This is a genomic window from Pseudomonas sp. 1 R 17 (assembly GCF_900067035.1).
Classification (GTDB): Bacteria; Pseudomonadota; Gammaproteobacteria; order Pseudomonadales; family Pseudomonadaceae; genus Aquipseudomonas; species Aquipseudomonas marginalis.
This window is the reverse complement of record NZ_FKLB01000021.1, coordinates 257,360-269,327: the sequence shown is the minus strand read 5'-3', so window position 1 is coordinate 269,327 and position 11,968 is coordinate 257,360. Positions and strand designations below refer to the sequence as shown.

At 50.8% G+C, this 11,968-nt stretch carries 14 protein-coding genes and 1 pseudogene; 4 read left to right on the top strand and 11 right to left on the bottom strand.

Annotation, left to right across the window (positions count from 1 at the left end; translation table 11 throughout):
* Nucleotides 1-178: 178 nt before the first annotated feature.
* Nucleotides 179-493 (bottom strand): helix-turn-helix domain-containing protein, encoded by a 315-nt coding sequence (locus BFP99_RS06595; protein ID WP_065946908.1) that lies wholly within the window; start codon nt 491-493, stop codon nt 179-181.
* A gap of 164 nt (nt 494-657) precedes the next feature.
* Here BFP99_RS06595 and BFP99_RS06590 point away from each other — a divergent pair, with 164 nt between their 5' ends.
* From BFP99_RS06590 to BFP99_RS06580, 3 genes are read left to right on the top strand one after another with little or no spacing between them, the layout of a single operon-like run.
* Entirely contained in the window at nt 658-960 is a 303-nt protein-coding gene (locus tag BFP99_RS06590; protein ID WP_065946907.1) for a hypothetical protein, read from the top strand.
* Nucleotides 961-1,016: 56 nt separating this feature from the next.
* Nucleotides 1,017-1,559, top strand: a complete 543-nt coding sequence (locus tag BFP99_RS06585) for a hypothetical protein (RefSeq protein WP_065946906.1) — start codon at nt 1,017-1,019, stop codon at nt 1,557-1,559.
* Nucleotides 1,556-1,981 (top strand): hypothetical protein, encoded by a 426-nt coding sequence (locus BFP99_RS06580; protein WP_065946905.1) that lies wholly within the window; start codon nt 1,556-1,558, stop codon nt 1,979-1,981. Before BFP99_RS06585 ends, BFP99_RS06580 begins: the two co-directional genes overlap by 4 nt.
* Nucleotides 1,982-2,141: 160 nt before the next feature.
* On the opposite strand, the gene BFP99_RS06575 is transcribed toward BFP99_RS06580, so the two are convergent.
* From BFP99_RS06575 to BFP99_RS31765, 9 genes and pseudogenes are all read right to left on the bottom strand, one after another.
* On the bottom strand, nt 2,142-3,860 hold the full coding sequence (locus BFP99_RS06575; protein ID WP_141690756.1) for a hypothetical protein: 1,719 nt from the start codon (nt 3,858-3,860) through the stop codon (nt 2,142-2,144).
* Nucleotides 3,861-4,577: 717 nt separating this feature from the next.
* Nucleotides 4,578-6,131 carry a tyrosine-type recombinase/integrase gene (locus BFP99_RS06565; protein ID WP_065946902.1) on the bottom strand — a complete coding sequence of 518 codons (1,554 nt, stop codon included), beginning with the start codon at nt 6,129-6,131 and terminating at the stop codon, nt 4,578-4,580.
* Between the two features lie 241 nt (nt 6,132-6,372).
* Nucleotides 6,373-6,642 carry a short-chain dehydrogenase gene (locus tag BFP99_RS06560; RefSeq protein ID WP_065924801.1) on the bottom strand — a complete coding sequence of 90 codons (270 nt, stop codon included), beginning with the start codon at nt 6,640-6,642 and terminating at the stop codon, nt 6,373-6,375.
* A 338-nt stretch (nt 6,643-6,980) separates the two neighbouring features.
* Nucleotides 6,981-8,021 carry a DMT family transporter gene (locus BFP99_RS06555; RefSeq protein ID WP_065946901.1) on the bottom strand — a complete coding sequence of 347 codons (1,041 nt, stop codon included), beginning with the start codon at nt 8,019-8,021 and terminating at the stop codon, nt 6,981-6,983.
* Nucleotides 8,022-8,083: 62 nt separating this feature from the next.
* Nucleotides 8,084-8,419 carry a hypothetical protein gene (locus BFP99_RS06550; RefSeq protein WP_032887540.1) on the bottom strand — a complete coding sequence of 112 codons (336 nt, stop codon included), beginning with the start codon at nt 8,417-8,419 and terminating at the stop codon, nt 8,084-8,086.
* Nucleotides 8,420-8,510: 91 nt separating this feature from the next.
* Nucleotides 8,511-9,089: a DUF4337 domain-containing protein gene (locus BFP99_RS06545; RefSeq protein WP_065924799.1), complete on the bottom strand. Its 579-nt coding sequence runs from the start codon at nt 9,087-9,089 to the stop codon at nt 8,511-8,513.
* Between the two features lie 54 nt (nt 9,090-9,143).
* On the bottom strand, nt 9,144-9,509 hold the full coding sequence (locus BFP99_RS06540; RefSeq protein ID WP_065924798.1) for a DUF2784 domain-containing protein: 366 nt from the start codon (nt 9,507-9,509) through the stop codon (nt 9,144-9,146).
* Between the two features lie 50 nt (nt 9,510-9,559).
* Nucleotides 9,560-9,886 (bottom strand): helix-turn-helix domain-containing protein, encoded by a 327-nt coding sequence (locus BFP99_RS06535; protein WP_065946900.1) that lies wholly within the window; start codon nt 9,884-9,886, stop codon nt 9,560-9,562.
* Nucleotides 9,870-10,121 (bottom strand): annotated as a pseudogene (locus BFP99_RS31765) (type II toxin-antitoxin system RelE/ParE family toxin); the annotation flags it as partial. The gene BFP99_RS06535 and the pseudogene BFP99_RS31765, both read right to left, overlap by 17 nt.
* A gap of 259 nt (nt 10,122-10,380) precedes the next feature.
* Here BFP99_RS31765 and BFP99_RS06530 point away from each other — a divergent pair.
* Entirely contained in the window at nt 10,381-11,070 is a 690-nt protein-coding gene (locus BFP99_RS06530; protein ID WP_053132697.1) for an HAD-IA family hydrolase, read from the top strand.
* Between the two features lie 48 nt (nt 11,071-11,118).
* Here the strand turns inward: BFP99_RS06530 and BFP99_RS06525 are convergent, their stop codons facing one another.
* Entirely contained in the window at nt 11,119-11,865 is a 747-nt protein-coding gene (locus BFP99_RS06525) for a 3-oxoacyl-ACP reductase family protein (protein ID WP_027603657.1), read from the bottom strand.
* Nucleotides 11,866-11,968: the final 103 nt, after the last annotated feature.

The window sequence follows — 11,968 nt, the reverse complement described above, 5'->3', positions numbered from 1 at the left end:
CTATCGCCAACATTATTGAGATAAATGTTGTTACCGCCAAGGTTCGGATTGAATGGCCCTTTCGCGCGTGGAAGATGTAAAACGCAGGAATGGCTACACAAAGTATACAAATCACAATAGTAATCATAAAACACACCTCCATAAAGGCTTACGCCTCGTAATATCTGACTATCCTGTCTTATTGAACCCTATCAATTATGGCTTTTAGCTTTTTAAGCTTGGTCTTATCAGCCTGACAGATGACGTTGAGCAGATGAGCACGCAGTTCTTCGTCGCTTGGTTCCGCTTTTGTCTCCACGAAAAAATCACGTACGTTGATCTTCAACACCAGGGCAAAGGTGTCGAGAGCGTCAAGGCTTGGTGTACGGTCGCCAGTCTCCAGCCGACTGATCGTCTTTGGGTCAAAGCCTGTCAGCTCTCCGAACTGGGCTTGTGTAAGCCCAGCCTGCCTTCTGTGGTGGCGCAATGCTTTGCCAATCTCTGTACGTGTCATGAGGAATCCTGCGAAGAATCAATCACTTAACGACATTGCAGTCCTTCATAGAACCCCCTTAAACGTCACCTAATTATTATTCTTCTTTTAATAAAGTGACCTTTTAGGTAGATTTATGAGCGCCCGTCGGTCGGCGACGGACTTCATGAATTGGAGAAAAGCCTATGAAACAGGCAGTTATGGCAGTGGTGCTGGGATTTGGCGTGGCAGGAATGACGGGTTGCGCAGAGCTTCAACAGCAAGCAGGGGCGTTCCTTCCTCAACAGCAGCAAGCAGTCGGTACGGAAGGTGGTCAGACCGTCAAAACGCTGGGGGCGCCGCAATCGAACCAAGGATCGGCGCAGAACACTGTTGCGCAAGAAGGTTCGTCTGTTGTGTCAGACATGACCAAAGAAGCATCAAGCACGCTGAAAAATGAGGTCAGTTCGTCCATTCGCTCCGCTATTCGTGGCGCGTTCAGCCGATAAACGAATGGCAATGAGAAGCCCCTTGCGGGGCTTTTTACCAGTGCAGGGAGTGGAGCATGAAACGGTATTTATTTTTGGCGGCAGTCAGCTTGTTACTTATGGAGCAGGTAAATGCAGCGTGTAACGACAGATATTACTACTACCGCCCGACGCTGACTGTAACGTCAGTTAAGAAATGGCAGATTTACGAAGATAGAGGTCTTATTGGTAGTAAAGAATTAGCTGATATACGACAAATGGTGAAATCTTGCGGGCCACCTATCGCAGATAGAAAATATAATATCCTTACGCAGGTCAATATTATTGTTCCCGCAAATTTTTATAAGTTAAGCAAGCCGTTGTACAGTCAAGCCAATATCCGCTTGCCTAACGGCGTGGACGGAGGGAAAGGCGCGTATATTGACATTCCTAAAGCTTCTGCGTCTGCAAGCGAACAGGCTCAATATACGGGTGAAATATCAGTCGATGGAAACGTCGGGTTAGTTCTCGTTTATCTGGTCAGAGATGGCTTGGACGAATTGAGGACGCCAGAGCGGCATTATAAGAAAAATCAATATCTCCAACGCGACGGTTATTCATATACCGAGTATAAGAAATGAGAAAAGTCAAAAAAACGGAAAGCATGGTCGAACCGTATTATCAAGATGATGAAAAAAAATGGAAAGATACGGCAGGAAATAGTAGCTACACAGAGAAAGACGCAAAGCTTGCAATGGAGCGTGAAGTTTTAGAACGTGAAGATAGAGGAATAAATACTCTCCGACCTGCTGATGGCATTGCTATTATCATCGCGATATTTGGATTGTTCATTCTTGGTGGGATGGCCACTCTTGGGTTGAACAGGAATCCATTATTAGCTATCACATGTGGAATAGGGTTTGTTGTTGGCATGTATGTCTTTTTCAAATTCTTCATGCATACCATGCCTTCTTTCCGAACCAAGGTTTATCTCGCACTTATCGCACTTCTGCTGATTTCTAATTTCGTACTCTCCAAATACTTCGGGATTCACATTTTATAAGGTAATATGAAATTTACTATGCTTTTGTTTTCAGCTTCCCAGTTTCTCGAGTGGTGCTTTTTTAGTAGTGTTTGGCAGGGGGTAAATGCAAGATGCATGTTATGATGTGAGGACTCAATATTGTATTGTTATTTAAATGAGCCACCTTTCGGTGGCTTATTTATGGCTTGATGACTCTGCGTCTGACATCCTTCGCCTCGGGCAGGTCAGGAAAAGTATCATTATACTTGTCTAATATTTCTAACTGTTGGTCAACTTCTGATTCTGCTTTTTTAGTGTAAGATTTAGTTGCTGTCCTGTCGTTCTCTCTAACCCGTTCAAACGCCTGTCTCGCCTGCTCTAAAAATTTATCCTGAATATCTTGGCGTCTTGCGGAGAAAACCTCATCTATCCAACTAATTATGCCATCTAGTAAGTTGGAAAGATTTGTCTTGTATAGTTTTAACTCTGCTCGTGATGATGCTATCTCTGCCTGAATCTTATCGTGTTCGACGGCTCTGCTTGCAATGGTCAGCTGATATGAGTCAGCGCTACGGCGGTATGAGGCTGCTTGTTCGTGTTCATCGGCTGTGGCTTCCTCTGCAAGCCTCTGGCGCTCTATTGCGTCCTCTGCCTTGGTCATCTGCGCTTTAACGTATCGTTTAGCCTGCTGGGTGTATGCTTGTGCTTTATGGGCGTTTTGTTCTGCCTGCGCCGCACTCAACTGTGCAAACTCGGCTTTTCTATCCGCCTCGTCCCGTTTTTCCTTGGCAAGCGTATAGAGATTAAAGGCACGTTCTGATTTTGGCTTTTTAGCTTCTCCATTGATGTAGCGGAGCGTGTTCATGTGGCCTTCGGTCTTTTCGTGTTTCTTGGCAAAATAAGGCGTATTTTTTAGGAGCCTGTTGTTTGTATAGGCGTAAAACATATCCTGTAAATACCCGAACAATAATTGAGACTCCAAAAAATCAGGTGTTTCACCGATTAGTTCTGTTCCAGGGCGATGCTTTTTCAGGTAGGAATTAATTTTATTGATCTGCGTTTTACGCAGGTCATAACGCCCGGTTTTACTGTTCTTTGTTGAAATGAATAAGTGCGGATGGTCGCTATGGTCTTTTAGGTCAACGTCTTCATCGCCATGCAAAACAATGAAGTGAATAGGGTATTCAGGAAACACCTGCTGGTAAAAACCTTTGATTAGGTCAATTCGATCTTCTGCGCTAACCCCTGAAACTTCATTTTTAGATGGGAATTTGAAAAACGCTTCTTGGATGACTGCTTGGTTTTTTCTTATGAGAGGCTTTGGACCATTTTCAATCTCGTTATGACACTCAAGAAATTTTCGTGCTGTATCGAGTTTCTGGTTTTTTCGTTGTATGTCGAACAAAGCAAGGTCAGATAAAAGCTGTTTAATATCGGCAATGCCTTTGACGTTGAGTATGTTTTGAAAAGCGAGGATGCTTCCATCATCAGTTTCTTTTTTGCTTGCGTTCTTGACTTTGTTTTTTAGTTTTGTACGTTCTTCTAGTCGTTCTGCTCTGTTGTTCTTAACGACAGTTGGCGCTTCTGCCTCATCGATAATTTTTGCAAGTAGTGCTTCTCTCTGTTCTTTCGGGTAATCGTCAAGCCTAGTTGTGTCAGTTCCAGGAAGCCAGATTAGGTTAAGATGAGATTGCTCATCAAACCATTCCAGTTTTTTTGGCTGACTTGCTGGTATGCGAAGTGAGTGACGCAGACTCTTGAATAACTGACGGCGACCACCGTGTCCATTTGTTGATTTTTTCTTAATCTCATTTGTATAGTTCAAAGTCTTGAATATCATTGACGTTATTTTTTTACCATTCATTTTATCCTCATGTTGATTGTTATATTGGAGCAGAGCGCTTTTTGCTTCTGCCATTCCGGCAAGGAACCCGTGCTTACTACCACAAGCGAAGCGTCTTTGCGTAAGCAAAGTGTGGTGGTAAGCCCAACGGGTTAATCCTATGCGGACTTAAACAGTTTAACATTTCAAAAATGGATTTCGGTCTGCTTTTGCTTTTAGCCGGATTTGTCCGGCTGGACCTGATTTGTCAGGCCTGCTTTTCGCTGGATTTGTCCAGCGACTCGGACTTGTCCGAGGCTTTGGCTTTTAGGCTGAATTTGTTCAGCCTGCCCGAATTTATTCGGACTGGTTGCAAGATGGTGGACTTGGGAAAGTCCACCATCGTTTAAGCATCAATCATCGGTTGCTTGCACCAAGAGTTTCCAAGTGTTGGCGCCTTTCTTCGCAGAGCAGTTAGAGCAAGGTGGGAATTTCTCACATTCCCGATTAATCACGTCCTCATATCCACAGCTCTGGCACTTATAGATGCCGGGATAAGCTGGAATTGAACCAATCTTATGAACGTCCTTGAAAACTGATGGAGTATCAGTCTTCTCCAATACATCAGTTACAAAATAGTATTTAGCCATTTAAAAGCCCTTTGGTGATTTTATGTTAAGCCATTATTTGGCCACTATATAATATTGGGCTGTTTTTCGAATTTTCAAGGGGGTATATTGATTTTTTCAAAGCCCTAAAAGGTGCCCAATCTTGATTGGGTGCGTTTTAGGGCTGGACATTCAGATTTGAGGATTAGGGTAAATTGAATTTTAATCGCTCGAGTGCTTTTTGTTTTTGCTTGAGACTGGGACCTTCGGAGTAAATATCGAAAGTAATGGTGCCTGTCTCATGCCCTACAATTGAAGCAATGGTGATGCCCTCAACTCCGGCTCTTTGGAGTTGAGTAATCACAGTTTTTCTTATACTATGAAATACATAATTCTTATCATAGCCTAACTCTAATTTAAAGCGCCCAAAAGCCTTGGAGTAGAGGTCGGACAGGATGCCATATTTATTTTTACTTTTACTTGGTATAAGCATTCCGTTAGTGGATTCCTTTTTTAACCTGTCGATTGTTGGAAGAAGAGAGGTGTGGATTGGTATTTTTCTGATGCCTGCTGGGCTTTTAGCATCTTCAATGGATAAGCATAAAATGTTATTTTCTTTGATGATGCTTTTTTCTATGGTTAATTGGCAAATCTCTTCTATTCGACAGCCTGTATAGGCCGCGATGCATATCAAGTCTTTTAGGTGTTTGTTTTTATGCTCTAACGCTCCGATATAGAGTTTTGAAATGTCTTCCGGGCTGAATGCTTTGCGGCTATTGTCTCGTTTACCCTTTTTATTGATAGGGAATTCATGGTTGAGGAAGGGGCAAGGTGTGTTTTTATAAGTCTCTTTGAATTTCGAGTCATATTTGTTGGCCCATTTCCAAAAGGCATTACCAGCGAATAAATATTGCTTTTTGGTCAGCGGATGGGTGGCTTTTAGGCTATCCATGTATTTTGCTACTGAATCGAATTCAAGTTCTAGGCGGTATTCTTCAAGGTAGTCTCTCAAACGTTTAAGTCGAGATATTTGCATGTCCACGCTTTTTGGTATTACCCCACGAGTAACCTTCTGATGGCTTTCAAAGGTTTCCAATCGACCATTAGTTATAGGCGTTTTTGGTCTGTACAAGGTAGGATCTTTCAGTAGCGCAATTGCTTCTTCATGACCATTCTTGCTTATAATCTGTTTTGTGGTCAGTTGATGATATGCAAAATTCCTATGGAAGTCGGTTAGCTCGGAATAGCATTGGATTTTTTGTTCAAGTGTTAAGGAGAGGGTATTAGGCTCTGAATTGTAGATGGCTGACCATTTATTGTGCCACTGGTCAAGGATGTTTTCCATATCCTCCATTTGAGTTCTGTCAAACAGCCCTTTTTTCTGACGTGAGGCAAGAAAATTTATCATTTGCTCATAAAAAGCTGTAATTCCTTTCTGGCTGACCTTTTCCAGAAAGTCAGCTTCGTTCAGCGCCAATCCTGTAACCCCATCTCGGAATTTTTCTGTTATGGAAAGCGAGCGCCGCCAAGTCTTTTCCTTCCAGTCCTCTCCGTTGCCAGCAATTTTGGACCTTGCTTCGTCTATCTGGTCCTGCCAAGTGAAAAGGACAGGAAATTTTTTCCGCTGGGCCTCGGTCTTGTTTCCGGTTTTAAGCGATGCTGTGAACTCTCGTCTATTGAGGATGTGTCGAACGTCAGACGGGATGACCATTCGTGCGTGCCAAGTGCCGCCACGGAGAACAAGATTGTCGCTTGCCATTAGGGATGGTTTTCCAGAATGTTCCAGCCGATGAGACTACCCTTTTTTTTGCCATTTTGTAGCAGTATTTTGTAGCAAAACGGTGGTTGATAGCCTGTAAGCCCTGTGTTTATTGGCTTTAATGTTGCTCTGTGGAAAGTCTCTCCTTCACCGCCAAATTCGATGTAAACAAAACCCCTGGTTTCGAGAGAAACCAGGGGTTTTGTGATTTCTGGGGTTTGAAACACTAACCTAATTCAAATTATTCGCTTGGCGTATCCATCCTTCGCCCTATGACGTCCAGCAAGTCACACCCATCGCGTAACGGGATTGAGCACAGTAAGGCAAAATCGCTGAGTACGACCGCATCGCTATTTATTTCACCGCGCAGCGCAAGGTTCTCTAGGACCTGTGTCACGGCACGCAGTCGATAGGTCGCGGCGTCGAGGAGGATTTCCAGTGGTGCGGTTGTATCGACAAAAAGCGCAGGTGTGGCACTGTCATTGCTGGTTAGGGCCATGTATTGGTTCATATGTGGAGCTCCGGTTGTCGAAGGGTAGCAACCACACATTTGTCGCCAAACAAAAGGGTGGCAGCTGTACGCAGGTTGGCGAACCGGGACAATCGGAAAAACCGGCAGACCCGAAGGTCTCCCACGCACAGCTACCATCGAGCAGCTTATTGCGCGCAGAAGCATCCCGCAAATCGCCGGGAGGCATCTGTCGATTTATCCTCGAGTCGCCAAACCCGATCGCCATGTCAGCGACCGAGGGACTATAGGTTGGGCGGTTTTGAAGTGGGAGAGTGGCGCTTCTGAGAGCTTTGTAGGAAGTTGCTCAAATCTATTGCTGCTGCGCAATACATCTCCCTTCAATGCCTATGCCGATGATGCACATCCGGAAAATGCGCATGGCTGTGCCTCAGCGGACTGTGCACATGCACATGGCTATGGGGTTCCGCCGGATCCCACGCAAACCCGTGCTCATGCTGATGGTGTTCATCATGTACATGCCGATGCCCGTGTTCCGTCGCGTCATGCTGATGTTCATGGGCATGCCGTTCCGTCAGGTGCAGCCAAACCCCCACGGCCATCAGCGCTGAGGCAATCCAGAACGCCAGCGTCACTGACTCACCCAACAACAGCACCGCAATCGCAGCACCCAGGAACGGCGCGGTGGAAAAATAGGCTCCCGTGCGAGCGCTGCCCAGTCCGCGCAACGCCAGCACGAACATCACCAGGCTGATGCCATAGCCCAGAAAACCCACCAGCAAGATAGGCGCAAGCTGCGCCATGCCCGGGATCTGCGCCCCGAGATAAAGCGCCAACCCGCCATTCACCAGCCCCGCAATCAACCCCTTGGCCCCGGCGATAAACAGCGCGTCCGACGCAGACACCTTGCGTGTCAGATTGTTATCAATCCCCCAGCACAGGCACGCCACGGCAACTGCCAGCGGCCCCGTCCAGTCATGGCTTGTGCCACCGCCGTCGGCCCCCGACAACAGCACGCCGCCCAGCACGATGGCGATCATCCCCAGGACGATGCGACGGTCGGCGTTTTCCCTGAACACGACCCAGGCGATAACGGCGGTCAGCACCGATTCCAGGTTGAGCATCAGGGAGGCGGTGGCGCCAGCGGTGCGGGCCAGGCCGAACATCAACGCGACGGGCCCGAGGATGCCGCCGAATGCGATGGCGCCGAGCAGCCAGGGCCATTCCGAAGGGGTTAGCCCGGAGGGTTTCCAGCCGCGATCACGAATAACGCGCACACCAGCGAGGCCGACGCCACTGCCAAGATAGAGCAGGCCGGCGAGCAGCACGGGCGAGAGGCCCAGGCCGAGGTGTTTGGCGAGCGGGGTGCTGGCGCCGAACAGGGCGGCGGCGGCGAGTGCATAGAGGATACTGAGGTTCATGGGCCATCCTCGAAAGGTTGGCCCATGATACGTCGCGGGCTCAGTTGAAAGCCCGAGCGATTTTACTGCGCGGTTTTCAGCTTGATCACATCACCGGAAATCTTGGTGGTGTAACCGCTGAGCACCCAGGCCCAGAACCAGTTTTCCTGCACTTGGGTGTTGATCAGCGCATCGCCGCCTTTTGCCTTGATGGCGGCGTCCTGGGCGCGCACGAAACGGCTGTTCTGGCCGATCGGGATCACGCCGAACAGCATGATGCCGGTGGCGCTGGCTTCGCTGTGACCCAGCACGGTGTACTGGCTGCTGTCGTATTGCGGGGATTTGATGGCGGTGCCGGTGCAACCTGCGAGGGTGAAACCGAGAACGGCTGCTGCAACCACTTTACTGATGTACTTCACTGGGAAACTCCATGGACTAAAGCCCGAGATTCAATTCTCGGGGGCTGCACTTTAATCGCCCCGGCAAGGGATTGAAATCAATCTTCCCCTGTCAGATATGCAACCACGCCAGGCTACCTAACACCACCGCCACACCCGCCGCCGCATAGGACATGCGCTTCAACCATTCCCTTCTCGTCAACAACGTAATCGCCGCCAGCGAAATCGCGATCTGAATCGCGGTCATCGCCTGGGCCCAACGATGGTGCTGGTGCAGGGCCTGCTCGGATTTTTCATCCCATTCCTTTGAGGTCGCCTCTAGTTTCTCCGCTTGCTTGCGTACCTCTTCCTTCTGGCTTTTGTAGCGCTCGATCTCATCCTTGTAATGGGCGGCATCCACACCGGGAATATGGGTCGCGAGTTCCGCCAGGTTCTGCCGGCTGGACTTGGCCTGGTAGTAGTTCCACTGGTTGGCGGCTTCGGTCTTGATGATGGCCGCGTTGTTCTTGTCCATCGCCGCTTCGCTCTCGGTGGAGCCGGCCTGGTAGCTGAGCATGGCGCCAAGGGTGGCCATCAGTGCGGTCATGACGGCGATGCGACTGGCGAAACTGTCGCCGTGGGCGTGGGCGTGTTCGGTGGTGTGTTCGAGGTGTTTTTCGTGGGGGCTGGGGACTTCGAAGGCTTCGGACATGGTGGCGCCGGTGAAGGGACTGAGGGAGTCTGATTCTTCACCAGTGAAGCTGTCTCAAGCCTGTACGTAACGCCGGATCAAGCGCACATACACCGCAATATTGATCGCCAGCACCAATGCGCCCAGGCCCAGCTGGATCTGTGGCGTCAGCCCGGCCGGGTAGATCAACGTAAGGATGTAATGCTCGATAAACCCACCGCCATAACCGTCCTGCCCGGCGAGGTGGCGGAACAGGTTTTCCCAGCGGGTCAGCGGGCAGGGCAGGTGGAACACTTCGACCGCCACGCCCCACGCAGCGGCGGGCAAGTGCAGCCAGATAACCGGGCGCCATTTCAGCGCCAGCAGCCCACCAAACAGTACGAACAGGATGAAGCACAGGTGGAACAGCACGAGGCTGTCTGCGGCTAGACGATAGAGCATGTTTGGTTTCGCTTTTAGGTGACTGAAGGCGCGGACTGTCCCGTTTGAGGCTATAGCTCCAGTTGAACGGCGTTGATGCCAAATGCCTTGGCAATCTTTTCCCGCGTCGTCCGGCGAGGTTTGTTCACCGCCTCTTGCTGGGCAAATGCGGATTGAGAAATGCCCAGGCGTTGGGCGACTTCTTCCTGGGTCAGGTTCAGGTGTTCGCGCCAGGCTCGGATCGGAGTGGCTCCATCTACCAGGCGGCTGACCACCGCGTGGGGAATGAGGTTTGGATCGTTCTGCCGGGCCAGATAGTGTTCATAAGGGATCACCACGAAGGCTGGCTTGCCCTCCGTATTGTGGATGATCTGTATGGCAGTAGGTTCGCTCGTCACGTTTCTTGACCTCTTGAATGCTGACTACCTGGATATTGCCGTCCCAGTCGAAAAGGACTCGGTAATGACCCACCCTTAATCGGTAACCGTGGGGGTGGTTGACCAACGCCTTGACGTTGACTGCCTCGGGCATGCGTTCAAGCGAGAAGACGGCATCGCTTACTTGTTGCTGATGATACGAATGCAATCGAAGCAATTGCTTGACGGCTTTTCGGGTCCAGTGGATTGAGTTCATCAGAGGTTAATAAGTCTTTTATAAGGTTTGCAAGGGGTATTTTTCAAAGGAGAGCTATCGGCCGAACGCTCTGTTCCTACAAACCCTAGACGGCCGCATCGCAGGCGGGCGGGTAAAACTGTTGCCCGGTATGAATCACTGATCGCACACAGACTGCAGTCCTGTGCCGACTCAATACCTGGCCGCGAAGGTTGCTTGCAGGTAACCCAGGCCGTTATTGTGCTGAATCCATTTAGTCCTTCTTCCAGGGTTTGTAGTGATGAATGCACCGCGTACCGCAGTCGGTCCGATCAAGGCCGTGATTTTCGATATGGACGGGTTATTGCTGGATACGGAAGGCATCTACACCGAAGTCACGCAGATCATCGCTGAACGCTACGGCCGAACCTACGACTGGGGCATCAAGCAGCACATCATCGGGCGCGGCGCCCAGGATTTGGCCGACTATGTGGTCAAGGCGCTGGACCTGCCGATTACCCCGGCTGAATTCCTCGAAATTCGCGAACCGCTGATGAGCGAGCGCTTTCCCAAGGCCTTGGGCATGCCTGGCGCGGAAGCTCTGGTGCGGCACTTGAAGGCGCACAACATTCCGATTGCCGTGGGCACCAGTTCGTCGCGCAATTCGTTTGGCCACAAAACCACCTTGCACCGCGAGTGGTTTGGTTTGTTCGACACCATCGTCACCGCTGACGACCCGGAAGTCGGTGCCGCCAAGCCGGCGCCGGACATCTTCCTCACCGCTGCACGCCGCTTGGGCGTTGCCCCGGAGGATTGCCTGGTGTTCGAGGATTCGCCGTTTGGTGTAACGGCGGCGAAGGCCGCCCATATGACCGCCATCGCCGTCCCCGATGAAGCCATGGCCGACAGCAAGTACCAGCATGCCGACCAGATCATCCGCAAGCTTGCGGACTTCGACCTGGCGGCCTATGGCCTGCCCCCCATCTCCTGAACCAACAAGGTCAACAGGTGGGAGGGGGCAAGCCGCTCCCACATTGGGTTATGCGCTGAAGCCACCATCGATAGTCAGGCTGGCACCGGTGATATACCCCGCTTCCGGCCCGGCCAGATATGCCACGAAACTGGCAATCTCTTCCACGTGCCCGTAACGGCCCACCGCCATCAACCCGATCAGGCTCTCGGCAAAATCACTGTTTGCCGGGTTCATATCGGTGTCCACCGGCCCAGGTTGCACGTTGTTGATGGTGATGCCGCGCGGCCCCAGGTCCCGCGCCAAACCCTTGGTCAAACCGACCAGCGCCGCCTTGCTCATTGCGTACGGGCCACCACCGCCAAACGGCATGCGCTCGGCATTGGTGCTGCCGATGTTGATCACCCGGCCACCTTCACCCATATGCCTGGCGGCTTCCTGGGTGGCGATAAACACGCTGCGCACGTTGATCGCCAGGGTCTGGTCGAAGTCTTCCAGCTTGAAGTCTTCCAGCGGTGCAATGGCCAGCACGCCGGCGTTATTCACCAGGATGTCCAGGCGGCCGAAGGCTTCCACGGTGGCGTTGACCGCGTTGCGGATCGCTGTGGCATCGGCGCTGTCGGCGTGGATCGCCAGGGCTTTGCCGCCTTCGCTGATCACGCTGTGCTGCAGGGCTTCAGCCTTGGCGGCCGAGCTGACGTAGGTAAAGGCAACGGCTGCACCCTGTGCTGCCAGGCGCTTGACGATGGCGGCGCCGATACCGCGGGAACCGCCTTGGATCAAGGCGACTTTGCCGCTGAGGTTGTGTGTGGTCATGTCGATCTCCTGGTCATTCAAGGCGCAATGCCCTGTTGTTGGAGCCGAGTATCGACCTCGCTCGCCGCTGCCGGTAGACCGTGATTGCTATAGTCTGTGTAAA

Bases quoted from the DNA above. Each gene is read 5' to 3' on its own strand.
- BFP99_RS06545 (WP_065924799.1), bottom strand. From the start codon at position 9,089: ATGTCCGAAGCCTTCGAAGTCCCCAGCCCCCACGAAAAACACCTCGAA.
- BFP99_RS06590 (WP_065946907.1), top strand. From the start codon at position 658: ATGAAACAGGCAGTTATGGCAGTGGTGCTGGGATTTGGCGTGGCAGGA.
- BFP99_RS06565 (WP_065946902.1), bottom strand. From the start codon at position 6,131: ATGGCAAGCGACAATCTTGTTCTCCGTGGCGGCACTTGGCACGCACGA.
- BFP99_RS06585 (WP_065946906.1), top strand. From the start codon at position 1,017: ATGAAACGGTATTTATTTTTGGCGGCAGTCAGCTTGTTACTTATGGAG.
- BFP99_RS06580 (WP_065946905.1), top strand. From the start codon at position 1,556: ATGAGAAAAGTCAAAAAAACGGAAAGCATGGTCGAACCGTATTATCAA.
- BFP99_RS06560 (WP_065924801.1), bottom strand. From the start codon at position 6,642: ATGAACCAATACATGGCCCTAACCAGCAATGACAGTGCCACACCTGCG.
- BFP99_RS06530 (WP_053132697.1), top strand. From the start codon at position 10,381: ATGAATGCACCGCGTACCGCAGTCGGTCCGATCAAGGCCGTGATTTTC.
- BFP99_RS06575 (WP_141690756.1), bottom strand. From the start codon at position 3,860: ATGGCAGAAGCAAAAAGCGCTCTGCTCCAATATAACAATCAACATGAG.
- BFP99_RS06595 (WP_065946908.1), bottom strand. From the start codon at position 493: ATGACACGTACAGAGATTGGCAAAGCATTGCGCCACCACAGAAGGCAG.
- BFP99_RS06540 (WP_065924798.1), bottom strand. From the start codon at position 9,509: ATGCTCTATCGTCTAGCCGCAGACAGCCTCGTGCTGTTCCACCTGTGC.
- BFP99_RS06525 (WP_027603657.1), bottom strand. From the start codon at position 11,865: ATGACCACACACAACCTCAGCGGCAAAGTCGCCTTGATCCAAGGCGGT.
- BFP99_RS06555 (WP_065946901.1), bottom strand. From the start codon at position 8,021: ATGAACCTCAGTATCCTCTATGCACTCGCCGCCGCCGCCCTGTTCGGC.